Genomic DNA, 23,290 nt, shown 5'->3' with positions numbered 1-23,290 from the left:
AGTCTTAATCAATCGATTGATTAAGACTATGACTCATAATGGTACTTGTCCAGTGTGGTCGATTAATTTGTCTTTGCTACCTTCCGGGATAATTTATGCGCCGCATCACAAAAACTGCTACACTCCGCCCCTTCATGACATTGTGGTTTTTGTCATTCCAAATTTGAGCATCTCCCTGAAAACTACACCGGCAACGGTCGGGGCGGTCCGGAGTAGTTATGTCTTTTGATTCCCTGGGATTAAACCCTGATATCCTGCGCGCCATTGCCGAGCAGGGTTACCGTGAACCTACCCCTATTCAGCAACAGGCGATTCCCGCCGTGCTGGAAGGCCGCGATCTGATGGCCAGCGCCCAGACCGGAACCGGTAAAACGGCGGGTTTTACCCTGCCATTATTGCAGCATCTGATTACCCATCAGCCGCACGCTAAAGGTCGTCGCCCGGTGCGCGCGTTGATCCTCACGCCAACCCGCGAGCTGGCGGCGCAAATTGGCGAAAACGTCAGAGATTACAGTAAATATCTCAACATTCGCTCGCTGGTGGTATTTGGCGGCGTAAGCATCAATCCGCAGATGATGAAACTGCGCGGCGGCGTGGATGTGCTGGTGGCGACGCCGGGACGTCTGCTCGACCTGGAACATCAAAATGCCGTGAAGCTGGATCAGATTGAGATTCTGGTACTGGATGAAGCCGACCGTATGCTGGATATGGGCTTCATTCACGACATTCGTCGCGTGCTGGCGAAACTGCCGGCGAAGCGTCAGAATCTGCTGTTCTCCGCCACGTTCTCTGACGACATCAAAGCGCTCGCCGAAAAGCTGTTGCGCAACCCGCTGGAAATCGAAGTGGCGCGCCGCAACACGGCCTCAGAGCAGGTAACGCAGCACGTGCACTTTGTCGATAAAAAACGCAAACGTGAACTGTTGTCGCAGATGATTGGCCAGGGCAACTGGCAGCAGGTGTTGGTCTTCACCCGCACCAAGCATGGCGCGAACCATCTGGCGGAACAGCTTAATAAAGACGGTATTCGCAGCGCGGCGATCCACGGTAATAAATCGCAGGGCGCACGTACCCGCGCGCTGGCCGATTTTAAATCCGGCGATATTCGCGTGCTGGTGGCGACGGATATTGCGGCGCGTGGTCTGGATATTGAAGAACTGCCGCACGTGGTCAACTATGAACTGCCGAACGTACCGGAAGATTATGTACACCGTATTGGCCGTACCGGTCGCGCGGCGGCAACTGGCGAGGCGCTGTCGCTGGTCTGTGTTGACGAGCATAAATTGTTGCGTGATATCGAAAAGTTGCTGAAAAAAGAGATCCCACGCATTACGACGCCGGGCTATGAGCCGGACCCGTCGATTAAAGCGGAGCCGATTCAGAACGGTCGTCAGCAGCGCGGCGGCGGCGGTCGTGGACGCGGACAAAATCAGGGGGGAGCGGGGCGCAGTCAGCAGCCGCGACGCCAGGATAGCGGGGCGGCGAAGGCGAAACCAAAACCGCGCACAGGCGAGGGGAAACCCGCGGGCGACAAAGCACGTCCGCCGCGTCGCCCGCGCAGAATCACGCCTGCCCAGTAAATTTTATCCGGCAACATGCCCGGTAGTGCGACGCTTACCGGGCCTACGGACTATGCAAATACGTAGGCCGGGTAAGGTGCTTGCACCGTCATCCGGCAAAATACACATCGCGTTGCGAGCCGCCTTCCAGAACCGGCAAAAAAGGTACTTCCCGCCCCTGAAATGTGCCACAATAGTGGCTGTTTATACAGTACTTCAGGTTTTCTCATGGCATTGACCGCTGCGCTGAAAGCGCAAATCGCCGCCTGGTATAAGGCGCTTCAGGACCAGATTCCCGACTTTATTCCCCGTGCGCCGCAGCGGCAGATGATTGCTGACGTCGCCAGAACGCTGGCCGGGGAAGAAGGGAGACATCTGGCTATTGAAGCGCCGACCGGCGTCGGGAAAACCCTCTCCTATCTTATTCCCGGTATCGCCATTGCCCGGGAAGAGCAAAAAACACTGGTGGTCAGTACCGCTAACGTGGCGTTACAGGATCAGATCTTTAGCAAAGATTTGCCGCTGCTACGAAAAATCATCCCCGATCTGCGCTTTACCGCCGCCTTTGGCCGCGGGCGTTACGTGTGTCCGCGGAACCTGGCGGCGCTCGCCAGTAGCGAGCCTACGCAGCAGGATCTGCTCGCCTTTCTTGATGACGAACTGACGCCTAACAACCAGGAAGAGCAAAAGCGCTGCGCCAGGCTGAAAGGGGATCTTGACGGTTACAAATGGGATGGTCTGCGGGATCATACCGACATTGCTATTGACGACGATCTGTGGCGGCGATTAAGTACCGATAAAGCCAGTTGTCTGAACCGCAACTGTCACTATTACCGCGAGTGTCCATTCTTTGTCGCCCGACGTGAAATACAGGAAGCGGAAGTCGTGGTGGCGAATCACGCGCTGGTAATGGCGGCGATGGAAAGTGAAGCCGTACTGCCGGAACCAAAGCATCTGCTGTTGGTACTGGATGAAGGTCATCATCTGCCCGATGTCGCTCGCGATGCGCTGGAGATGAGCGCGGAAATTACCGCCTCCTGGTATCGCTTGCAACTGGATCTGTTCAGCAAACTGGTGGCGACCTGCATGGAGCAGTTTCGCCCTAAAACCACGCCGCCGTTAGCGAACCCTGAGCGACTTAACGCCCATTGCGAGGAGGTGTACGAACTGATCGCCTCGCTCAATGCCATTCTTAATCTGTATATGCCCGCAGCGCAGGAGGCGGAGCACCGTTTTGCAATGGGCGAGTTGCCTGATGAGGTCATGGAAATCTGCCAGCGACTGGCGAAGCTGACCGAGACGCTGCGTGGGCTGGCGGAGTCCTTTCTCAACGATCTCAGCGAAAAAACCGGGTCGCACGATATTGTGCGTTTGCATCGGGTGATTTTACAGATGAACCGGGCGCTGGGAATGTTCGAGGCGCAAAGTAAATTATGGCGGCTGGCTTCGATGGCGCAGTCTTCAGGCGCGCCGGTGTCCAAATGGGCGACGCGTGAAATACGCGAAGGGCAACTCCACGTCTGGTTCCATTGTGTCGGTATCCGCGTCAGCGAGCAGCTGGAAAGATTGTTATGGCGCAGCGTACCGCACATTATTGTCACCTCGGCGACACTGCGCTCGCTCAATAGCTTTTCGCGCCTGCAGGAAATGAGCGGCTTAAAAGAAAAAGCCGGCGACCGCTTTGTGGCGCTGGATTCGCCGTTTAATCATGTGGAACAGGGGAAACTGGTGATTCCTCAAATGCGCTACGAACCCACCATTGATAACGAAGAGCAGCATATTGCCGAAATGGCGGCCTATTTTCGTGAGCAACTGGAGAGCAAAAAACATCATGGTATGCTGGTACTGTTCGCCAGCGGGCGGGCGATGCAGCGTTTTCTGGAGCATGTCGCTGATGTGCGCTTACTCCTCCTGGTCCAGGGCGACCAGCCGCGTTACCGGCTGGTGGAGCTACACCGTAAACGGGTGGAGAGCGGCGAACGCAGCGTGCTGGTTGGGCTTCAGTCTTTTGCCGAAGGGCTGGATCTTAAAGGCGAGCTGCTGACGCAGGTCCATATCCATAAAATTGCCTTCCCGCCGATCGACAGCCCGGTCGTGATCACCGAAGGCGAATGGCTAAAAAGCCTGAATCGTTATCCGTTTGAGGTACAAAGTTTACCAAGCGCGTCTTTTAATTTAATTCAGCAGGTAGGGCGATTGATCCGTAGCCATGCCTGTCGGGGAGAAGTGGTCATTTATGATAAGCGTTTGTTGACCAAAAACTACGGACAGCGTTTACTGAATGCCTTACCTGTTTTTCCGATAGAGCAGCCTGCCGTGCCAGACGTTATAGTAAAACCAAAAGCAAAACCTGCACGCCGCCGACGGCGTTAATGCTGTGAGCACACTTCAAGGAGCTTTCAATGGATTATCGCAAGATCATCAAAGAGATCGGGCGAGGTAAAAATCACGCCCGCGATCTGGATCTGGATACCGCGCGCGGTTTGTATACCCGAATGCTGAATGGCGACATCCCCGACCTGGAAATGGGCAGTATATTGATGGCGCTGCGTATTAAAGGCGAAGGCGAAGCCGAAATGCTGGGCTTTTATGAGGCCATGCAGAATCATACCATCAAACTGACACCGCCCGCAGATAGGCCGTTGCCGGTCGTTATTCCCAGCTATAACGGCGCGCGTAAACAGGCGAATTTAACGCCGCTGCTGGCTATCCTGCTGCATAAATTGGGCTTCCCAGTCGTAGTACACGGCGTCAGTGAAGATCCGACCCGCGTACTGACGGAAACTATATTTGAGCTGATGGGGATTATCCCCACCCTACACGGTGGACAAGCGCAGGCCAAACTGGACGGGCGCCAGCCGGTGTTTATCCCGGTGAGCGCGCTCTGCCCGCCGCTGGAAAAACAGCTGGCGATGCGCTGGCGGATGGGCGTGCGTAACAGCGCGCATTCACTGGCCAAGCTGGCGACGCCATTTGCTGAGGATGCCGCGCTGCGTTTATCAAGCGTTTCTCATCCTGAATATGTTCCGCGTGTGGCGACCTTTTTTAGCCGCATTGGCGGGCGGGCTTTGCTGATGCATGGTACCGAAGGCGAAGTCTATGCCAACCCGCAACGCTGTCCGCAAATCAGCCTGATTGATAGCCGCGGCGTGCAGGTACTGCATGAGCGTCAGAGCGACACGCACGACGAGCCGCTTTCACTGCCTGCGACTAAAGATCCTGAAATCACCGCGCGCTGGATTGAGCGCTGCCTTGCCGGCCATGAGCCGGTGCCGCAATCATTAAAAACGCAAATGGCCTGTTGTCTGGTTGCGACGAGAGAGGCGGCGACGTTAGAAGACGGGCTTGCGCGCGTCGAACAGGCTTTTAGCGAATAAAAAAAGCCCGTCCAGTGACGGACGGGCAAATAAGGGTAACAAACAGGGTTAATGAGGGTTGGAGCAGTGGGTCTGTTGGCAAACAGACGAGGGTAATACCCGTCAGAATTCAAACAACAGCGATGTTACAGCCTGAAATCTGGCGGGCAGGTAAATTATTTATAAATCACCGCAGTGCCGCTCATTTTGTCATTACCCACGGCGGAGGTGATGTTATAAGCGCTTGCGCCAGCAGCGGCGGCTTTTTCAGCCAGTTTAGCTTCCAGGCCATCCAGCGTGGTGGCGCCATCGGCAGACACTACGCCGATTTTATGCAGGTTTTGCGTCTGAGACGCGCTAACCGGTTCTGCGGCAAAAGCGCCAAAAGAAAGGGTGGAAAGCGCGATGGCTGCAACAGCATATTTAATGGTTTTCATGATTAATCTCTCGCAGGTTATTCTGTTTATGGGACGATGTTCCGTCGATGTGATGAGTATCACGGTTTTTTGCGAAAGATAAAATCGAATAGAATTGACGGCCTTGCTCAAAATTTTTGAATGACAAATAACCTATTGATTATTAATTAATTCAACGGTGGAATTTACCGTTCTTGTCATCTGGCTTTACAGAGTCGAGGTTAACGGCACATTCTGCGACGCAGAACGCTAAAAAGCATGAGCGTAAAGGAATGGATGATACTGGCGGTTTCGGTAAAGAAAAGTCAGCGTAACTGGCTGTCTTTTGAACCTCTGCGATTATATCCTGAAAATGTTGCGTTATGTAAATCTTTCTCCTGCTGGCAGGATATGCATAACCGAACGCCCGGTACGGCTTTACGCCGCGCTTCAGGGATAGGGTCGCCGCACGATTCGCATTCATCGCGACTTTCGCCGTGGGGAAGTTCGCCGCGAGCGCGGGCAACGGCATCTTCAATGGTATTGTTGATTTGTTCATTCACTGCGTCGTCATTTGCCCAGCCGGATGCCATCACGCTCTCCTGATTTTAGGGTACCTGAGGTTAAGTGTAGCGCCGTCAGGTGAAAAAATCGCATCGCGCGATCTTTTCAGACCATGAGCAGAACCAATGTCATTCAGATATCCGATCAAACGAGCGAGGCAGGGAATTCGCGGTGGTATATTTACCCCGTGGCGTTATACGGGTATCTTACGCCGCTGCTAAAAGGAGAATGCCATGTCCGCCCAGAAACCGGGGTTACACCCGCGCAACCGCCACCAACACCGTTATGATCTCGCCGCACTGTGTCAGACCACGCCGGAATTGACGTCCTTTCTTATCCGCACGCCCGCCGGTGAACAGAGCGTTGATTTTGCTAATCCGCAAGCGGTAAAAGCGCTCAATAAGGCGTTGCTGGCGCATTTTTATGCCGTTACACACTGGGACATTCCGCCAGGGTTTTTATGTCCGCCGGTGCCTGGTCGTGCGGATTATATCCATCATCTGGCGGATCTGCTTGGCGAAACGACAGGGAGTATTCCGGCGCAGGCAACTATTCTGGACGTGGGGGTGGGCGCCAATTGTATTTATCCGCTTATCGGCGTACATGAATATGGCTGGCGATTTACCGGTAGTGAAGTCAGCGACGCAGCGATGTCCAGCGCGCAGGCTATCATTCAGGCTAATACGGGGTTAAGCCGCGCCATTCGTCTGCGTCGGCAAAAAGATCCGGCGGCCATTTTTACCGGTATTATTCATAAAAATGAATTTTATGACGCAACGCTTTGTAACCCGCCTTTTCACGACTCCGCCGCCGCAGCCCGCGCGGGCAGCGAGCGTAAGCGCCGCAATTTGGGGCAGAATAAAGATGATGCGCTGAACTTTGGCGGTCAACAGCAGGAGCTATGGTGTGAAGGCGGCGAAGTCGCCTTTATTAAAAAAATGATTGCTGAAAGCCAATCCTTCCGCCGTCAGGTGTTGTGGTTTACGACGTTGGTGTCGCGCGGCGAGAATTTACCACCGCTTTACCGGGCGTTGACGGAGGCTGGCGCGGTGAAAGTGGTGAAAAAAGAGATGGCCCAGGGGCAAAAGCAAAGCCGCTTTATCGCCTGGACCTTTATGGATGACGACCAGCGTCGCCGTTTTATCACCCGTAAACGCTAAATCGTCGGTTCGCGCGGCGGCAGTGAATCAGGCGGCGGGCCGCCGGCGGGGGCGGGCAGAACCTGATACGTTTGCACCGGCGCGCGCACATTAGCCAGATCAAAATGCTTTTTCACCTGGCTATCAAGGGCAAAACGCACCGTCCACTGCTTGAGCGGTAGGGTGGTGAACGATACGCGTAAAGTAAACGCCGTGTTCGTTAAACCGACAATACCGGCGAACGTGGGTTCGCCGATAATCAGCCCGCGAATATCCTCCGTCTCCATCAGCGCCGTTACCGCGTCTTTCAGCGCCTGATTCGCTTTATCCGCATCCTCATGGCGATCCACGTCATAGTTGGCGACAACTGAGCCGATACCGCGCACAAAGTTGGCGAAAGTGGTGATCGAGGACCACGGGATAATATGGTATGCCCCGGTATCCTGCCGCACGCCGACGGAACGAATCGACATTCTTTCGACCGTCCCCGTCAGCGGGCCTATGGTGACTAAGTCGCCGGTATTCATCCCGTTTTCAAACTGAATAAAGACGCCGGTAATAATATCTTTCACCAAGGTTTGCGAACCGAAAGAGATAGCCAGACCTAACGCCCCCGCGCCAGCCAGCAATGGCGCGATATTGACGCCGATTTCCGATAACACGATCATGATGGTTATGGTACTGATAATCACTGCCAGCGCATTGCGGAACAGCGTCAGCAGCGTGCGCGTGCGGGCGCTGGGTAGCGGGCGGCCATGAATATCGGAGGCCAGACGATTCTCAATCAGACTGGCGAGGATCGTCCATCCCACGGCGGAGAAGAATAAGATTAACGCGATACGGATAAGGATATCGACCATCTTTTCCCCCGCGCCATAATGTAGCCAGTGCCAGAAATCGAATAGCCCCCAGGCGTTGAGCAACAGCATAACGGCGACGCAGACGGTCAAAAAGCGTGCGACTTTTAGCGCTGAGGAGAGCCAGCCGTTAAGCCGCTTTTGTAATTCCGGGTAGTTGCGCTGCGTATGGGGCGACAGGGTGATGGTTTTCGCTATCCAGCGGGTAAACATACCGGAGATAAACGCGGCGATGCCAATAATCGCCAGACTGCGCACGGTCGCGCCCATCATAAACTTCAGGCTATTGCCTGGGTCGAATAACGAGAAGAAAAACAGCACGATAAAGTAAGCGCTGGCCAGCCAGTGCCACACCAGCGCAAAGGCGCGGATAAACAGGCTAAAAAAGGCTAATGATCGTTCCGCCAGACTTAATAAATGTTGCGTAATCTCCGCTTTGTTTTTAAAGATCAGGTACAGCGCCCAGATGGTGATGCAGAGCATGATCGCCACATTAGCCATCGCGCCAACCTGAACATTCACCTGGTTGGAAATAATCGGAACGGCAACAATCAGCCCGTAGCCAATCAAGCTGCTAAGGGAACTCATACGGCGATTCCAGTAACGCGCTGTCGCATCCTGAATCGCGAATGGGCGTAACTCCGGTACATTAGGGCAAAAAATAAGCCGCAGAATCGCTTTAAAGAACTCTATTAGCGCGAAGGCATTCAGGAACAGGCTTTGCTGAAAAGCGATAGTTCGACTTCCCGCATGGAAATTATCACTGAGCATCTGACCGATAAATAAGGTGAGCGCCAGTAGCAGGAGGTCGATAATAAACGCGCCGACGATCATCGCCGGGAGCTGTAACCAGTTGCTGCGTTCACGGTTTTTCTTGCGTGCCCACAGGCCCATTTTTCGATATAACGGCAGGGCGCAAAGCCGTATCACGCTATAAAAACCAAATACCGCGACGGCCAGAAATAAAAAGTGGGTTAACGCGTTGGTGAAGGTTTGCGAGTTAAACGGCTTGTGCGGCGCATCGGTGATGTTGCGATAAAGCTGGGCGAAACGGGTAGCGAAAGCATCGCCGTACTGACGGGTAACGGTGGTGACGTTCTCCAGTACCGTTTTCTCATCTTTGGCCGCAGGCGGCGCAAGCGCTGGCGCTGGCTCGGTCGGCGGCGTGGTTGAGGCTTCGCGGAGTTGCGCTATCAATTCGTTACGTGAAGCCTCGTTCTCCAGTACGTCAGCCAGGGCCGCATAGGCCGCTTTTTTTTGTTCAGGACTGGGCTCTGGCGCTGCTTGCTGGCTGGTTGATGTCCCCGTGGTCACGCCGGGTATGGCGACCGCATGGGCAGGTGCGCCCAGTAGACAAAAAAGGATGAACAGGGTCCACCGCATGACTCCTCCAGTGAGAAAAGAGACGCAAAACACTAAGTATAGATGGCGCAGGGGAGGGAAAATGAAATGGGACTATTCCATGATGCCCTTCCTGCCGCAGGGCTGGAAGGGCGATATCTCAGGAGACGTGCTGTAAAAATTCCTGTAAACGTGGGCTTGGCGGGTTTTCGATCAACGCCTGCGGACTGCCATCTTCGGCAATACGGCCTTTATCGATGAAAATCAGCCGTGAGGCGACTTTTTCGGCAAAGCCGATTTCGTGAGTGACAATGACCATGGTCATGCCTTCTTCCGCCAGATCCTGCATGACTTTCAGCACTTCATGGCGCAGTTCAGGGTCCAGAGCGGAGGTTGGCTCGTCAAAGAGCATCATTTTCGGCTTCACTGCCAGCGCTCGGGCAATGGCGACGCGCTGTTGTTGACCGCCGGAAAGCTCGGAGGGGTAGTGATGCGCCCGTTCCGCCAGTCCAACTTTCGCTAACAGAGCTTTCGCCTGTTTTTCCGCTTCTTCTTTCTTTACGCCGCGCACGCGCAGAGGACCGAACATTACGTTTTCGAGCGCGGTCAGATGCGGGAACAGATAAAACTGTTGAAACACCATGCCGGCTTCCTGGCGAATCAGCCGTTCGTCTACTTTAGGATCGTTGACTTTCAGACCATCGACAATCAGATCACCGGAGGTGATCTCTTCCAGTTTATTGATACAGCGTAATAACGTGGATTTACCCGAACCGGAAGGGCCGATAATCACAACCACTTCGCCCTGACGGATGTTTAAATCAATGTTATGTAGCACCTGGGTGGGGCCAAAGTGCTTGGAGACGTTTTTAAATTCAATCACAGGATTTTCATCCTTCTTTCAAGACGACGCAAAATAAAGCTCAGCACCAGCGTAATGATCAAATAGAAGACGGCCACGGCGCTCCAGATTTCCAGGGCGCGAAAGTTACCGGCAATAATTTCCTGGCCCTGACGGGTCAGCTCGGCTACGCCGATAACAATAAACAACGAGGTGTCTTTGATGCTAATGATCCACTGATTGCCCAGCGGCGGCAGCATACGGCGCAGAGCAAGCGGTAAAATAACATGGCGGATGGTTTCCCGGCGAGAAAGGCCCAGCGCCAGACCCGCTTCGCGAAAACCTTTGTGAATGGATAGTACTGCGCCACGAGTAATTTCCGCGATATAAGCGCCGGAGTTAATCATAATTGTCACGACCGCTGCGCTGAACGGATCAATACGCAAATCATTAAATGCCATCGGCAGGGCAAAGTAGATAAACATGACCTGGACAACGATGGGCGTGCCGCGAATAATTTCAATGAAAACCAGGGCGATGTGGTTGGCGAACCAGCCGCCAAACGTACGGGCAAAACCTGCCGCCAGTCCAATAACCAGGCCGCCAGCCAGACCGAGGACCGAGATCCACAGGGTCATTTTAGCGCCCTCAAGCAAAAGCGGAATGGCGGGCCAGATGGCGCTCCAGTCAAACTGCATATGTCGTTCCTGTTACCGTGGTGTAAATAGTCAAATGCTCTATCCGGCGCGGAAATGGCGGAAAGTGTCTTATCCGTCACGGAAAGAGCTGTAGGCCCGGTGAGCGTCCTCACTACCGGGCCACAAGCCAACATCAGGTCGTTTTATTTAGGTTCTGTACCGAACCATTTTTTGTAGATTTCGTTATAGGTGCCATTCTCACGCAGCGTTTTCAGCGCGCCGTTGACTTTCTCGCGCAGTTCATCGCTGCCTTTCGGGAAGGCAACTCCGTATTGCTGTGCTTCCAGCGATTCGCCTACCGCCTTGAACTGGCCGTTGCCTGCGGTTTTGATAAAGTACAGGATGTTCGGCGTATCGTGCAGAACGGCGTCTGCGCGGTTGGTGCCTAATTCCATGTACGCGTTATCAATGTTCGGGAACTGACGCAGGTCTTTGGTTTTGATATTCGCTTTCGCGTAATCCACCGACCCGGTTCCGCTCTTCACGGCAACGACTTTGCCATCGAGGTCTTTAACGCTTTTAATATCGTTATTGTTGGCTTTCACCATCACGAGCAGACCGCTTTTGTAATAGCCATCGGAAAAGTCGATCGCTTTTTTACGCTCGTCCGTAATCGTAATACCCGCCAGCGCCAGATCGATATTTTTGGTTTGTAATGCCGGAATAATGCCGCTGAAATCCATCGGTTTCAGGGTGTAGTCCAGCTTCAGTTCTTTCGCGATAGCGTCCCACAGATCAACATCAAAACCGACGTATTTGTCGCCCTGTTTAAATTCAAACGGAACGAACGCCGTATCGGTTGCCACAACGAGTTTCTTATCCGCGGCGTGCGAAGACACCGCAAAAGCCAGGGTAAGTGCAGCCAGTGAAACTTTTAATAGAGACTTCATAGCATTTCCTTTTCTATCCACGGGGCGATCCCCTGCGAGAACATGTAGCGTAATGAAAAAATCATGCCAATTATGTAACTCATTGTTTTAACAGAAGCGTGAAACATTCCTGTGCACAATAAGTCGGGCAAAACCAGTACGCCGCACCGTTTTGGGGCACTGATTTAGTGCATGAATAACAAAGTAGAGATACAGGGTCTATTTAGCGTAAAAATCGTTGTTAAAACAATCTTTAATTAACGATTGTGTGATGTAATTATTACAAATAATTCACTTTTGTCGGAGGGGAGTACAAGACGTGTGCACTATTTAAGTGCAAAACCCCTGTGCCAGGCAGGGGTATAGGGATGACTTATATACCTGTGTACATCAAGTTGCAGGTGCGTTCGCTTCAGTGACCGACGGAAGTCAGGCTTCTGCGGATTCGCTGCGTTTGTACCTTCCTGCAACTCGAAGTATTCAGGGTAGAGATAGATTTATTCGATGTTGGATTCGATAAACCACAGGAATTTATCGAGGTCGCGTGATGCGGCGGTAAAGATATCGGCAGTGTCTTCATCTTTGGCTTCACCAATAGCTTTGCGAACATCATTAGCGACAACAGCGTAGCGATCGGCCAGTTCTTTTAAGTGATCCTGCACGTTATGGATGTCGAGCGGATAGCTTTTCAGTGGAGTTTTGCTGTTGATAACTTGCGTGGTGCCTAACGCCACACCGCCAAGCTGTACGGCACGCTCGGCCATAGTATCCAGATGATCGGTCAGTGCGGTACGGAAGCCATCCAGCATCTCATGAACGGCAATAAAGTTAGCACCGCGCATGTTCCAGTGGGCCTGTTTCGTGATCAGCGACAGGTCAATGAACTGGATCACCTGACGATTAAGCAACTCAACCGTCGCTTTTTTATCGCTCTCTGATACATCGTTACGGGTATAAAGCAGATTAGACGCTTTTGTTTTTACCAGTTTAGCGGTACTCATAATCTCATATCCTCTTGATGTTTGTGTCCCAGGTAATTAACGAAAATAAGTATAGCACCGGTTTTTAACTTTGCTTTTTTGAATTTACCTATCACTTTAATAGTACAGACAAGATTTAATATTTATTATGATTAAAAATCAATTAGTTAGATGAGTTTGCTGTTTGGTGGGTAATAATTCTCATTTTAATGTAAAAAATGAGAAAAAATATGACAAAAAATGACGAAGTAATAGCGCAATAATAAAAGGTGAATAACGAGGTGATATTCTGCATGATTATGCACATCATGCAGAATAAGAAACTATTTTACGTCAACTTGTTTAATTTGCGGTTCGCGTCGAATCGTTAGGGTAGAACCCATTGAGGCGGCAATGATGGCGCACAGGGCCAGGATTTGTATGCCCGTAAGCGTTTCGCCCAGAAAAATCATCCCGGAAACGGCGGCCAGCGCGGGTTCCATGCTCATCAGCGTACCGAAGGTGCGGGTTGGCAGGCGCGTCAGTGCAATCATTTCCAGTGAATAAGGCAGCGCCGTAGAAAGCACAGCGACCGCTAACCCTAAGGGAAGAATCGACCAGTGCCATAGCGCGTCGCCAGCCTGAACTGCGCCAATCGGCACGAAAATGATGGCGGCAATCAGCGAGCCTACCGCCACCGTGGCCGGACCATGTTCCGCGCCTGCTCGCTGGCCGGTAAGAATATAGACAGCCCAACAGGCGCCAGCGCCGAGCGCCAACGCGGCCCCGGTAAGATCGACGTGAGACATATCTTGCCCTAATGGCAGCAGGAACCAGAGCCCAAGCACAGCCAGTACGACCCAAATAAAATCTACCGGCCGCCGGGATGAAAACAGCGCGACCGCCAGAGGACCGGTAAATTCCAGCGCGACCGCAATACCCAACGGCACCGTCTGAATCGACAGATAGAATAGATAGTTCATCCCGCCCAGCGACAGACCATAAAACAGTAAAGGCAGCCGCTGCTCTTTGGCAAAACGCAAACGCCAGGGTTTGAAAAAGGCGATAAGGATAAGCGTTCCCAACGCCAGACGAAGCGCCGTTACGCCCGGCGCGCCGACAAGAGGAAATAACGATTTTGCCAGTGAAGCGCCACTCTGAATAGAGGACATGGCAATGAGCAAAACCAAAATGGGCAACCAGACTGGTAGTTTACGTGTTGACCCCGGCATCCTTTCTCCTGTCAAAAAATGTCAGTACGAGTAAAGGTGGCAGTGTAATGGAAATTCCCCGGAGCGGTTGAGGATTCGTTGAAAAAAATTTCCAGGATTCCATAAAATGAACTTAAATTGATGGATAAATAGACTGTTAGTTTAGGAATAATCTGGATGAATGTATCGCGCCACACGCGCATTATTGGTGCAATCAGCCGGAAAAGTGATGTTAATTGAATAAGATAGCGCGATATGGAAACGTTCTGTTACATGAAAGGCGCCCTTAGACACCGTGAATCGCAAAGAGTTTCCCATTAATTTTTGATATATTTAAAACTTAGGACTTACTTGAAGCACATTTGAGGTGGTTATGAAAAAAATTGCATGTCTTTCAGCACTGGCCGCTGTTCTGGCTTTTTCCGCAGGTACTGCAGTAGCTGCTACTTCTACCGTTACCGGTGGTTACGCTCAGAGCGACGCGCAGGGCGTAGCGAATAAAATGAGCGGTTTCAACCTGAAGTATCGTTACGAGCAGGACGACAACCCGCTGGGCGTAATCGGTTCCTTCACCTACACCGAAAAAGATCGTACTAACGGTGCGGGCGATTACAACAAAGGTCAGTACTACGGCATCACTGCCGGCCCGGCTTACCGTCTGAACGATTGGGCGAGCATCTACGGTGTAGTCGGTGTGGGTTACGGTAAATTCCAGACGACCGATTACCCAACCTACAAACATGACACCAGCGATTATGGCTTCTCCTATGGCGCTGGTCTGCAATTCAACCCGATGGAAAATGTTGCTCTGGACTTCTCTTACGAGCAGAGCCGTATTCGTAGCGTTGACGTTGGCACCTGGATTGCTGGCGTAGGTTACCGCTTCTAATCACGTCGGTGAAAATGAAAAATCCGCCTTTCGGGGCGGATTTTTTTTGCCTGAAACGTGCATTATTTTAGTGAAAAAATATCGCTGCCCAGATGGTTATAGTCCACTTTCTGTAATTTGAAATTGGTGATATAAACGGGCCCGGCTTTCTGTTCCGAAATAAATCGATAGCGATTTTTGATCTCTTTAGCGCTAATTCCTGTCCATTGCGAGAAAAAACTCAGGAAATCGTTCGCGGAACGGCGAGCTTTAATGATCCGATGCGCTTTACTGTCGCTGGATAGCACCATAAACGGCACCTGGAAGTTTTGCTGGAATTTGTCGTCATGCGCCAGGTACTGTACCGCTTTGCCGCGTTCTTTAAACGCCAGCCCGTGATCGGAGAAATAGACGAGCGAAAAACTGTCGCCGCTATGACGAAGCTGAGTATAGAGCTGACGGAGCAAATTGTCGGTTTGCGTCATGGTGTATAAATAACAAGACGTCTCTTTCGACTGGACAAACGTCGCGTATTTTCCCTGAGTACGGTCGCAGGCCTGGGGATGCGATCCCATTAAATGCAACACAATCAACTGCGGTTGCGTGCGTTCTGTCGCCAATACCTGCGCCGTCATGGTTAACAGCGCGTCGTCGCGAGTATTTTTATCCGCTTCAAAATCGCCGTTTTTCAGGAAATGCGCTTCATCGGCGCGTTTGGCGATACTGGCGATGGCCGTGTCGTATTCGCCGATTTGCCCCTGATTGGAAAACCACCATGTCTGAAAACCGGCGCGGTTAGCCAGCGTGACGAAATTATCCTGATACTGCGGTTTGTTAACCACCACGCGATTGAGCGTTAAACCGAGCGATTTTTGCGTTGAGCCGCTGGCGGCGATGTAATCCATAAAGAAGTCGCCATTCACATGGCTGGCGAAGGGGGTATTATCCCAGTGGCCGCCGAAAGCGCCCATGGCATCCCGTCGCGCGCTTTCACCAATCACCACGACATAGATGTGATATCTGGGTTTCACCGCAGTAACCGTCCAGCTATCTTTTATGCCGGATAGCTGCGCCATACGGTGCTGCTCTTCAATGACTTCGTTGTTATTGACGATAACGTCTTTGGCGAAGCGAAAAACCGGATAGCCGGTATCAATAACCTTAAAAACGCCGCCCCAGGCCAGATTTTGTATCGGCGCGACGAAAAATGCCGCGACGCTGATCAGCAGGCACAGGCTGTCGAGGCTATTCCAGCGCGGCCTGACCTCTTCTTTTCGGCGGCGAAGCGCAATAATACCCAGCGCAAAAATAAAAAGTCCGGTCAGGTAGCTATACCACGGGAAGATGGTCAGGATTTCGCTCGACTCTTCCATATTGGTGGAGTGCAGCGCCAGCAGCGTATTAAAGTTCGGCGCGCCGTAAGCCTGGCCAAAGGGAAAATAGCAAGCGGCTACCAGCGAACAGATGCCGAGCAGCGCTTTTTGTCCGCGGGGCAGGTAGCGCCAGAGCAACAGCAACAGGCAGGTAAACGCCGCGGTATAAAGCAGGCTAAAGGGGTAGCCGAGCGCGAGGTTAATCAGCAGCGACTGTAAAAAGTAGAGGCCCGCCCACGGGCTTACAGCCCGACGACGGGCCAGAAGTGAATCGATAAGGGTTGAATTCATATGCCACTATTGCAAAAACGCCATGTGCTAACCCTGGCGCGAAGGGTCATTACCTGCCTGATTATGCGTAAAAAAGGTATTGGGTTCGCAACGGCGAGTCGCAAAATATTCAGGGCTGCCAGAAGATAGAGCGTGCGGGTAAGAAGGTCAACCGCCGGAAAGAAAATGTTTTGCGAAGAGAATAGCAAAACCACAAAAAAACAGGGGAAATGGGCGCCATTTCCGTTGAGGATGCAAAATAAAGCGGCGTACCGCACCGCCGCGTTATTTCGTGGAAGGGTTATCCTGCTCCGGTTTGCCGTTGAGCATATCGCACAACATAGAGAGCAGCATTAACCGGACTTTAAAGGGAGAGTGACTGAACACGCGTATACACCTCTTAAATTCGTTCATATAAACCTCCTGATGTTTCTATCCCATCGATCCGTGAGGGATGTCTGCATTACATACAGATATAGCACAGGCTATGTTTTATAGCTATTGCTAAAACGTTAATTTTTTGTGCCCGGACAACTCTGGTTTACAATGAGCGCTCTGTCAGCTGACGCGTTAACGCGTCACAGAAACGAGGAAGCAAAATGGGTCGTCGCGCAGGTACGCCAACAACAAAAAAAGTGACGCAATTGGTGAACGTAGAAGAACACGTTGAAGGATTTCGTCAGGTCAGAGAGGCGCATCGCCGTGAGTTGATAGACGATTACGTTGAGCTGATTTCCGATTTAATTATTGAGGTAGGGGAAGCGCGTCAGGTGGATATGGCGGCTCGGCTCGGCGTCTCCCAGCCAACTGTGGCCAAAATGCTTAAGCGCCTGGCATCGTTAGGATTTATTCAAATGATCCCCTGGCGCGGCGTTTTTCTGACGCCGGAAGGGGAGAAGCTGGCGCAGGAAAGCCGCGAGCGGCACCAAATTGTCGAAAATTTTTTACTGGTGTTAGGCGTAAGTCCGGAGATCGCGCGTCGTGATGCGGAAGGGATGGAACACCATGTCAGCCAGGAGACATTGGATGCCTTTTTGGCCTTCACGCAACAGCATGGAACATCTGCAGAATGAATCTGGCCTTTTTACGGGCGCTGCGGCGTGACCGTTTTTTTCAGTTGTTGATCATTGTGGGGATGGCGTTAAGCCTGTTTGTTCCTTTTGCGCCCCGCGCCTGGCCTGGCGCGATTGACTGGCACACCATTATTACCCTCAGTGGGTTAATGTTGCTCACTAAAGGCGTTGAGCTGAGCGGCTATTTTGATGTGCTGGGACGCAAGATGACGCGCCGATTTCATACCGAGCGGCAACTGGCGATGTTCCTGGTGCTGGCTGCGGCGGCGCTGTCGACCTTTCTGACAAACGATGTCGCGCTGTTTATCGTTGTGCCGCTGACGATAACGTTAAAAAAACTGTGCGCGATTCCGGTCAACCGATTGATTATTTTTGAAGCGTTGGCGGTGAACGCCGGTTCGCTGCTGACGCCTGTCGGTAATCCGCAAAATATTCTGTTGTGGGGACGCTCCGGCTTAACCTTTGCTGAATTTAGCGGGCAAATGGCGCCGCTTGCCGTCATGATGATGCTGACGTTACTGCTCCTGTGCTGGTTTTGTTTTCCGGGTAGGGCGTTACAGTATCATACCGGTACGCGTTCGCCGCAGTGGCAGCCCCGTCTGGTGTGGAGTTGCCTGGCATTATATGTCGTTTTTCTTACCGCGCTGGAGCTCAGGCAAGAGTTATGGGGACTGGTGTTGGTGGCGGCTGGGTTTATTGTGCTGGCGCGCAGGGTGATAGTCAGCGTGGACTGGACGCTGCTGCTGGTATTTATGGCGATGTTTATTGATGTCCATCTGCTAACGCAATTGCCGGCGTTGCAGGGCGTTTTCAACCAGGTTGGCGCACTGTCTCACCTGGGGCTTTGGCTAACCGCTATCGGCCTGTCGCAGGTTATCAGTAATGTGCCCAGTACCATTCTCCTGCTGAACTATGTACCGGCCTCGACGTTGCTGGCGTGGGCGGTGAATATCGGCGGGTTTGGTCTGCTGCCGGGGTCGCTGGCAAATCTTATTGCTTTACGGATGGCGAACGATCGCCGAATCTGGTGGCGATTTCATTTCTATTCGCTGCCGATGCTGGCATGGGCGGCGCTGGTGGGATATGGATTATTGCAACTGATGCCGTAAGAGAAGCCCGATAGTGTCTATCGGGCTTCGCAGGCAGAGTCTGTCAGTTCAGACGAACCGGCATCCCGGAACGATCCTGAACTGCCTGTTGTACGACGGTCTGATCAACGTCAGGCTCGTTGGTGACGGCCAGGATACTCTTATTAAGCGTGATCGGCACCGCTTCCTTACCTTCAAACTGCGCTTCCGTCGTTGACAGCGGGTTATGCACCTCAATGTAACGGCTACCGTCCGGCTCGGTGGTGGCTTTTACCGGTTCATCGATAAACTGCACGCGGGTACCGACCGGCACATTTTCAAACAGGAATTTGATATCGTCGTTGCGCAGACGTACGCAGCCGTGGCTCACGCGAAGCCCGATGCCGAAGTTGGCGTTGGTGCCGTGAATAGCATACAGGCGACCGATGTACAGCGCGTACAGGCCCATCGGGTTATCCGGGCCCGCAGGTACGACGGCAGGCAGCGGCTCGCCGGCGGCGCGATATTCAGCGTGCATTTTTGCCGTAGGCGTCCAGGTCGGACCGGCTTTTTTACGTTCAACTTTGGTCGTCCAGTTGATAGGCGTGTCTTTACCTAACTGACCGATCCCAATCGGCAGGACGATAACGGTGTTTGTGCCTTTCGGGTAGTAATAGAGGCGCATTTCCGCGCTATTGATGATAATGCCTTCGTGTACGGTATCCGGCAGGATCAGCTGCTGCGGAATATTCAGCACGGTACCGCCCTTCGGCAGGAAGGTATCCACGCCCGGGTTGGCTTCCAGCATGTTGGACAGCCCCATCTGATACTCCGCGGCAAAATACTCCAGCGGCTGGGTATTGCCCTCAGGAACGGTGATGACCTGATTTTGCCCAATTAAACGGCTACCATCGGTAGGCAGCGGGTAAGTGACTGCTGAGGCTGTTTTACAAAAACCAACTACAGCGAAAGCCGCCGCGAAAAGCGTTGTTAATTTCATATTCATGTTATGCGAGATTCTGTGCCAAGCAGGCTAGTAGGTTGAGAATTCTGTCATGTTGGGAGCGCATTATAGGTGCATTCCAGTAAACAGGGAATTCAGATGTGTACGAAATCACGTTTTTTTCCCTTACGGTTCAGTGTAGCCCTTTGTACAGGGCGCGATCTTATTTCAGACTTGTGGCATAATAAGCGGTTTGTCACATCTTTTTTCAGGATAAGCCTGTGTTAGTTTCCAGCAACGTTACCATGCAGTTCGGCAGTAAGCCGCTGTTCGAAAACATTTCCGTCAAATTTGGCGGCGGCAACCGTTACGGCCTGATCGGCGCCAACGGTAGCGGAAAGTCCACTTTTATGAAAATCCTCGGCGGCGACCTGGAGCCGACGCTGGGCAATGTTTCCCTCGATCCGAATGAGCGCATCGGTAAGCTGCGTCAGGACCAGTTCGCTTTTGAAACATTCACCGTACTTGATACTGTCATTATGGGGCATGGCGAACTGTGGGAAGTCAAGCAGGAGCGCGACCGTATCTACGCCTTGCCGGAAATGAGCGAAGAAGACGGCTATAAAGTCGCCGATCTGGAAGTAAAATACGGCGAGATGGACGGTTATTCCGCTGAGGCGCGCGCGGGCGAACTGCTGTTGGGGGTGGGCATCCCGCTGGAGCAGCATTACGGTCTGATGAGTGAAGTCGCGCCAGGCTGGAAATTACGTGTGCTGCTGGCGCAGGCGTTATTCTCTAATCCGGACATCCTGTTGCTCGACGAACCGACCAACAACCTGGATATTGATACTATCCGTTGGCTGGAGCAGGTGCTGAACGAGCGCGACAGCACGATGATCATCATTTCGCACGACCGTCACTTCCTGAACATGGTTTGTACGCATATGGCGGATCTGGATTATGGCGACTTGCGCGTCTATCCGGGTAACTATGATGAGTATATGACGGCGGCGACCCAGGCGCGTGAACGTCTGTTGGCCGATAATGCGAAGAAAAAAGCGCAAATTGCCGAGCTGCAATCTTTTGTTAGCCGTTTTAGCGCCAATGCCTCTAAATCGCGTCAGGCAACGTCGCGCGCGCGGCAGATTGATAAAATCAAGCTGGAAGAGGTGAAAGCCTCCAGCCGTCAGAACCCGTTCATCCGTTTTGAGCAGGATAAAAAACTGTTCCGTAACGCTCTGGAAGTGGAAGCGTTGACGAAAGGTTTTGATAACGGTCCGCTGTTTAAAAATGTCAATTTGCTGCTCGAAGTCGGGGAGAAGCTGGCGGTACTCGGCACCAATGGCGTGGGTAAATCTACGCTGCTGAAGACGCTGGTTGGCGATCTGGACGCCGATCACGGCACCGTTAAATGGTCGGAAAACGCGCGTATTGGTTACTACGCGCAGGACCACGAATATGAATTCGAAAATGACCTGACGGTGTTTGAATGGATGAGTCAGTGGAAGCAGGAAGGCGACGACGAGCAGGCAGTGCGCAGTATTCTGGGCCGCCTGTTATTTAGCCAGGATGATATCAAAAAGCCTGCGAAAGTCCTCTCCGGTGGCGAGAAGGGCCGTATGCTGTTCGGCAAACTGATGATGCAAAAGCCGAATATCCTGATCATGGACGAACCGACTAACCACCTGGATATGGAGTCGATCGAATCGCTGAATATGGCGCTGGAGCTGTATCAGGGCACGCTGATCTTTGTTTCGCACGACCGTGAGTTCGTCAGCTCGCTGGCAACCCGCGTCATTGAAATTACGCCGGAGCGCGTGGTGGACTTCAGCGGCAACTACGACGATTATTTGCGTAGTAAAGGGATCGAGTAAGTTATTGTCTGTAACCCCGATAGCGTCGGGGTTACAGAATGTTAACAAGATAATTTTTATTTTTTCCGAATGCAATGTGAAAATTATATATACTCTTAATATTCGATTTTAAAATTAAATGAAAGAAGAGGAACTATCATAAAAATTGCGAATATATTTTGTGGTAAACATATTGTAATGTTATTTTCTTTATAAGAATTCAAGTGCTATTTTATATTCCTTTATTGTTCAACAAAAGGAATAAATATGAGCATTTTGGAACGCTTTTTTGGCCGTAAAGAAAAAAACTCATCTAATATACAAGGTGTTTTAGTAGCGAATGCTGAAATTGATAACCCACTAAGTTTAGTTGTTGTATTTGATACTCTCCCGGAAAATAATTCAAAAGAACTCACCCGCTTGTTGCGTAATTATCATTCCAGTATGAAACAGGCAACGTGTGAACTTGTCCCTGAACTGGATTTTTTTGGTTTAGCAGGATGGGGTAAGCATGTAATATCGATGGTTGGATTTAAAACGCCTTACCCTCAGGAATCAATCGAACAATGCGTCGCGCCAGCTCATTATCCCCAGGAAGTAAAAGAGCAAGTACGGGCAACCAGTGCAAATATTATTTTATATTATAAGGGGTATGATACTTCACCTTTAGAGCAATATGTTGCGTTGGCTGTGGTTGCAGGTGCATTAAGTAGCATGGGGGCTGTCGCTGTATTAAATGAATCGGCTCACACTTCATTACCTGCGGGGGTATTTAAGTCTCAGGAGTTGGGTAAGCATAGTCTGGAAATATTGCGTGAAGGTTTCCCGCTGACCTCTCTATTTTGTGGATTTGTGAAATATGAAGTTGAGGATATCGAAGGCGTATGGATGCGTACCTATGGTGCTGATTGCTTTGGGCTACCAGATTTCGCAGCACACGCACAAGGTCATCACGAAGGGCAAAAATATTCTGATATTTTCAATAATGTTCTGCGTTACCTGCTTGAAAGTGGAGCAGAAATGGCTGCCGGGCATACCATGCAAGTCGGTAAAACGACATTTATGAAACTGCGCGATCCCCTTGACGATGAATATTACTTACAGGGGCCTGGAACCACATTAGTGGTTGAACTGATTGAAGAAGATGAGTGTAATGCTCATTGAGAAATCGGGGCAATTGCCCCGACTCTCGTTAAAGTGTAAACGGCACTTTATTTTCCAGCACAGCCTGAATCACATTCAGTGCGCCTTCATGATTATTATTATCGGTAGCGTAACGGGCGATTTATTTAATGTTTTCTGCGGCATTGTCCATCGCAAAGGAATAACGCGCCATTTTAAGCATCTCTGCGTCATTGCCGCTGTCGCCAATGGCGACGACATTCTGTGGCGACAGATCCCAGCGTTTCAGTAACCGCGAAATACCGTTTGCTTTATGCAGGCCGGGAATAATCAGATCGATAAAGTCAAAACCACTTGTGGCGGGCTTCATAATGCCATCGAGCGTAACGTGTAGTTTGTCGATCACTAACGGGATTTGTTCATCCGGTAGGTTGAGCGAAAACTTGAACTGTACGTCATCAATCTCCTGATAATCTTTTACAGGTTTCAGGCGATGGTAGTGTTTTGCCATCAGGGTAACGAATGCTTCTGGCGCATTTTCGCTGACATATGCACTTTGCAGACCGCAGGCGACAAAATTAAGTTGCTTATCTTTCAGCAACTCGCCAATCACAATACGCGATTCATGCCGGGTCAGTTCGCCGTGGAACAGTTGCTTGCCATGTTCGTAAACCAGTGCGCCGTTTTCCGCGACAAAAGAGATCTCATCCTTTAGCTCAGGAAAGAACGAAATAAGCTGGTAATACTGATTACCGCTGGCGACAACGAACTCAATGCCGCGCTTTTTCAGTTCCTGAAATTACGCCGGAGCGCGTGGTGGACTTCAGCGGCAACTACGACGATTATTTGCGTAGTAAAGGGATTGAAAGCTAAACACTGACGCCCGGTGGCGCTGTGCTTACCGGGCCTACGTATCCTGGCGCGTAGGTTCG

Annotated in this window: 20 protein-coding genes and 1 pseudogene; 9 read left to right on the top strand and 12 right to left on the bottom strand. The window is 51.6% G+C overall.

The window, feature by feature from the left end:
* The first annotated feature begins 218 nt into the window (after nt 1–218).
* The 3 genes from rhlE (at nt 219) to ybiB (ending at nt 4,936) form a co-directional block, all read left to right on the top strand.
* Entirely contained in the window at nt 219–1,580 is a 1,362-nt protein-coding gene (rhlE, locus tag J1G48_RS15065) for an ATP-dependent RNA helicase RhlE (RefSeq protein ID WP_000007065.1), read from the top strand.
* Nucleotides 1,581–1,787: 207 nt separating this feature from the next.
* The gene (gene dinG / locus J1G48_RS15060) at nt 1,788–3,932 is read left to right on the top strand and encodes an ATP-dependent DNA helicase DinG (RefSeq protein ID WP_001218637.1); all 2,145 of its coding nucleotides are present in this window, start codon (nt 1,788–1,790) and stop codon (nt 3,930–3,932) included.
* 29 nt (nt 3,933–3,961) lie between these two features.
* On the top strand, nt 3,962–4,936 hold the full coding sequence (gene ybiB / locus J1G48_RS15055) for a DNA-binding protein YbiB (RefSeq protein WP_000386476.1): 975 nt from the start codon (nt 3,962–3,964) through the stop codon (nt 4,934–4,936).
* 155 nt (nt 4,937–5,091) lie between these two features.
* Here the strand turns inward: ybiB and ybiJ are convergent, their stop codons facing one another.
* Nucleotides 5,092–5,352 carry a DUF1471 family protein YbiJ gene (gene ybiJ / locus J1G48_RS15050; protein ID WP_000849089.1) on the bottom strand — a complete coding sequence of 87 codons (261 nt, stop codon included), beginning with the start codon at nt 5,350–5,352 and terminating at the stop codon, nt 5,092–5,094.
* A 284-nt stretch (nt 5,353–5,636) separates the two neighbouring features.
* Nucleotides 5,637–5,903: a DksA/TraR family C4-type zinc finger protein gene (locus tag J1G48_RS15045; RefSeq protein ID WP_000146332.1), complete on the bottom strand. Its 267-nt coding sequence runs from the start codon at nt 5,901–5,903 to the stop codon at nt 5,637–5,639.
* A gap of 204 nt (nt 5,904–6,107) precedes the next feature.
* Here J1G48_RS15045 and rlmF point away from each other — a divergent pair, with 204 nt between their 5' ends.
* Complete coding sequence (gene rlmF / locus J1G48_RS15040; protein ID WP_001275962.1) at nt 6,108–7,034, top strand: 23S rRNA (adenine(1618)-N(6))-methyltransferase RlmF; 927 nt, start codon at nt 6,108–6,110, stop codon at nt 7,032–7,034.
* On the opposite strand, the gene ybiO is transcribed toward rlmF, so the two are convergent.
* The 6 genes from ybiO to rhtA form a co-directional block, all read right to left on the bottom strand.
* On the bottom strand, nt 7,031–9,253 hold the full coding sequence (ybiO, locus tag J1G48_RS15035; RefSeq protein WP_001267701.1) for a mechanosensitive channel protein: 2,223 nt from the start codon (nt 9,251–9,253) through the stop codon (nt 7,031–7,033). The genes rlmF and ybiO overlap by 4 nt on opposite strands.
* Before the next feature lie 118 nt (nt 9,254–9,371).
* Nucleotides 9,372–10,094 carry a glutamine ABC transporter ATP-binding protein GlnQ gene (glnQ, locus tag J1G48_RS15030; RefSeq protein ID WP_000569093.1) on the bottom strand — a complete coding sequence of 241 codons (723 nt, stop codon included), beginning with the start codon at nt 10,092–10,094 and terminating at the stop codon, nt 9,372–9,374.
* Entirely contained in the window at nt 10,091–10,750 is a 660-nt protein-coding gene (gene glnP / locus J1G48_RS15025; protein WP_001159076.1) for a glutamine ABC transporter permease GlnP, read from the bottom strand. The genes glnQ and glnP overlap by 4 nt, the downstream gene beginning before the upstream one ends.
* A gap of 143 nt (nt 10,751–10,893) precedes the next feature.
* Nucleotides 10,894–11,640, bottom strand: a complete 747-nt coding sequence (glnH, locus tag J1G48_RS15020; protein WP_000838671.1) for a glutamine ABC transporter substrate-binding protein GlnH — start codon at nt 11,638–11,640, stop codon at nt 10,894–10,896.
* Nucleotides 11,641–12,116: 476 nt separating this feature from the next.
* Nucleotides 12,117–12,620: a DNA starvation/stationary phase protection protein Dps gene (dps, locus tag J1G48_RS15015; protein ID WP_000100805.1), complete on the bottom strand. Its 504-nt coding sequence runs from the start codon at nt 12,618–12,620 to the stop codon at nt 12,117–12,119.
* Between the two features lie 302 nt (nt 12,621–12,922).
* Nucleotides 12,923–13,810, bottom strand: a complete 888-nt coding sequence (gene rhtA / locus J1G48_RS15010; protein ID WP_001119554.1) for a threonine/homoserine exporter RhtA — start codon at nt 13,808–13,810, stop codon at nt 12,923–12,925.
* A gap of 352 nt (nt 13,811–14,162) precedes the next feature.
* Between rhtA and ompX the strand changes: the two genes are divergently transcribed.
* Nucleotides 14,163–14,678, top strand: coding sequence for an outer membrane protein OmpX (gene ompX / locus J1G48_RS15005; protein ID WP_000716763.1), 516 nt, complete (start codon nt 14,163–14,165; stop codon nt 14,676–14,678).
* A gap of 62 nt (nt 14,679–14,740) precedes the next feature.
* On the opposite strand, the gene J1G48_RS15000 is transcribed toward ompX, so the two are convergent.
* Entirely contained in the window at nt 14,741–16,321 is a 1,581-nt protein-coding gene (locus tag J1G48_RS15000; protein ID WP_001089322.1) for a phosphoethanolamine transferase, read from the bottom strand.
* A gap of 264 nt (nt 16,322–16,585) precedes the next feature.
* Nucleotides 16,586–16,714: a manganase accumulation protein MntS gene (gene mntS, locus J1G48_RS14995; RefSeq protein ID WP_001670439.1), complete on the bottom strand. Its 129-nt coding sequence runs from the start codon at nt 16,712–16,714 to the stop codon at nt 16,586–16,588.
* A gap of 185 nt (nt 16,715–16,899) precedes the next feature.
* Between mntS and mntR the strand changes: the two genes are divergently transcribed.
* Together mntR and J1G48_RS14985 are read left to right on the top strand one after the other, a co-directional pair.
* A complete protein-coding gene (gene mntR / locus J1G48_RS14990; protein WP_000533542.1) occupies nt 16,900–17,373 on the top strand; it encodes a manganese-binding transcriptional regulator MntR in 474 nt (157 codons plus the stop codon).
* A complete protein-coding gene (locus tag J1G48_RS14985) occupies nt 17,370–18,482 on the top strand; it encodes an anion transporter (protein ID WP_001046521.1) in 1,113 nt (370 codons plus the stop codon). Before mntR ends, J1G48_RS14985 begins: the two co-directional genes overlap by 4 nt.
* A 43-nt stretch (nt 18,483–18,525) precedes the next feature.
* Here the strand turns inward: J1G48_RS14985 and ldtB are convergent, their stop codons facing one another.
* Nucleotides 18,526–19,446: a L,D-transpeptidase gene (gene ldtB / locus J1G48_RS14980; RefSeq protein WP_001056404.1), complete on the bottom strand. Its 921-nt coding sequence runs from the start codon at nt 19,444–19,446 to the stop codon at nt 18,526–18,528.
* A 218-nt stretch (nt 19,447–19,664) separates the two neighbouring features.
* On the opposite strand from ldtB, the gene J1G48_RS14975 reads away from it, so the two are divergent.
* Both J1G48_RS14975 and J1G48_RS14970 read left to right on the top strand, forming a co-directional pair.
* Entirely contained in the window at nt 19,665–21,257 is a 1,593-nt protein-coding gene (locus J1G48_RS14975) for an ABC-F family ATPase (RefSeq protein WP_000961479.1), read from the top strand.
* 399 nt (nt 21,258–21,656) lie between these two features.
* Complete coding sequence (locus tag J1G48_RS14970; protein WP_024137505.1) at nt 21,657–22,400, top strand: DUF4261 domain-containing protein; 744 nt, start codon at nt 21,657–21,659, stop codon at nt 22,398–22,400.
* A 28-nt stretch (nt 22,401–22,428) separates the two neighbouring features.
* On the opposite strand, the pseudogene J1G48_RS14965 reads toward J1G48_RS14970, so the two are convergent.
* A pseudogene (locus tag J1G48_RS14965) lies at nt 22,429–23,157 on the bottom strand (Cof-type HAD-IIB family hydrolase); the annotation flags it as partial.
* Nucleotides 23,158–23,290 lie beyond the last annotated feature (133 nt).

The sequence above is a fragment of the Salmonella sp. SAL-020 genome (assembly GCF_017372215.1).
Lineage (GTDB): Bacteria > Pseudomonadota > Gammaproteobacteria > Enterobacterales > Enterobacteriaceae > Salmonella > Salmonella enterica.
The sequence above is the reverse complement of the archived record's forward strand: the minus strand, read 5'-3'. Positions and strand labels throughout refer to the sequence as shown.

Coding starts and splice junctions, on each gene's coding strand:
- ybiB (WP_000386476.1), top strand. CDS start 3,962: ATGGATTATCGCAAGATCATCAAAGAGATCGGGCGAGGTAAAAATCAC.
- ybiO (WP_001267701.1), bottom strand. CDS start 9,253: ATGCGGTGGACCCTGTTCATCCTTTTTTGTCTACTGGGCGCACCTGCC.
- mntR (WP_000533542.1), top strand. CDS start 16,900: ATGGGTCGTCGCGCAGGTACGCCAACAACAAAAAAAGTGACGCAATTG.
- ybiJ (WP_000849089.1), bottom strand. CDS start 5,352: ATGAAAACCATTAAATATGCTGTTGCAGCCATCGCGCTTTCCACCCTT.
- ompX (WP_000716763.1), top strand. CDS start 14,163: ATGAAAAAAATTGCATGTCTTTCAGCACTGGCCGCTGTTCTGGCTTTT.
- mntS (WP_001670439.1), bottom strand. CDS start 16,714: ATGAACGAATTTAAGAGGTGTATACGCGTGTTCAGTCACTCTCCCTTT.
- ldtB (WP_001056404.1), bottom strand. CDS start 19,446: ATGAATATGAAATTAACAACGCTTTTCGCGGCGGCTTTCGCTGTAGTT.
- rhtA (WP_001119554.1), bottom strand. CDS start 13,810: ATGCCGGGGTCAACACGTAAACTACCAGTCTGGTTGCCCATTTTGGTT.
- J1G48_RS15000 (WP_001089322.1), bottom strand. CDS start 16,321: ATGAATTCAACCCTTATCGATTCACTTCTGGCCCGTCGTCGGGCTGTA.
- dps (WP_000100805.1), bottom strand. CDS start 12,620: ATGAGTACCGCTAAACTGGTAAAAACAAAAGCGTCTAATCTGCTTTAT.
- rlmF (WP_001275962.1), top strand. CDS start 6,108: ATGTCCGCCCAGAAACCGGGGTTACACCCGCGCAACCGCCACCAACAC.
- glnP (WP_001159076.1), bottom strand. CDS start 10,750: ATGCAGTTTGACTGGAGCGCCATCTGGCCCGCCATTCCGCTTTTGCTT.
- J1G48_RS15045 (WP_000146332.1), bottom strand. CDS start 5,903: ATGGCATCCGGCTGGGCAAATGACGACGCAGTGAATGAACAAATCAAC.
- glnH (WP_000838671.1), bottom strand. CDS start 11,640: ATGAAGTCTCTATTAAAAGTTTCACTGGCTGCACTTACCCTGGCTTTT.
- dinG (WP_001218637.1), top strand. CDS start 1,788: ATGGCATTGACCGCTGCGCTGAAAGCGCAAATCGCCGCCTGGTATAAG.
- rhlE (WP_000007065.1), top strand. CDS start 219: ATGTCTTTTGATTCCCTGGGATTAAACCCTGATATCCTGCGCGCCATT.
- J1G48_RS14985 (WP_001046521.1), top strand. CDS start 17,370: ATGAATCTGGCCTTTTTACGGGCGCTGCGGCGTGACCGTTTTTTTCAG.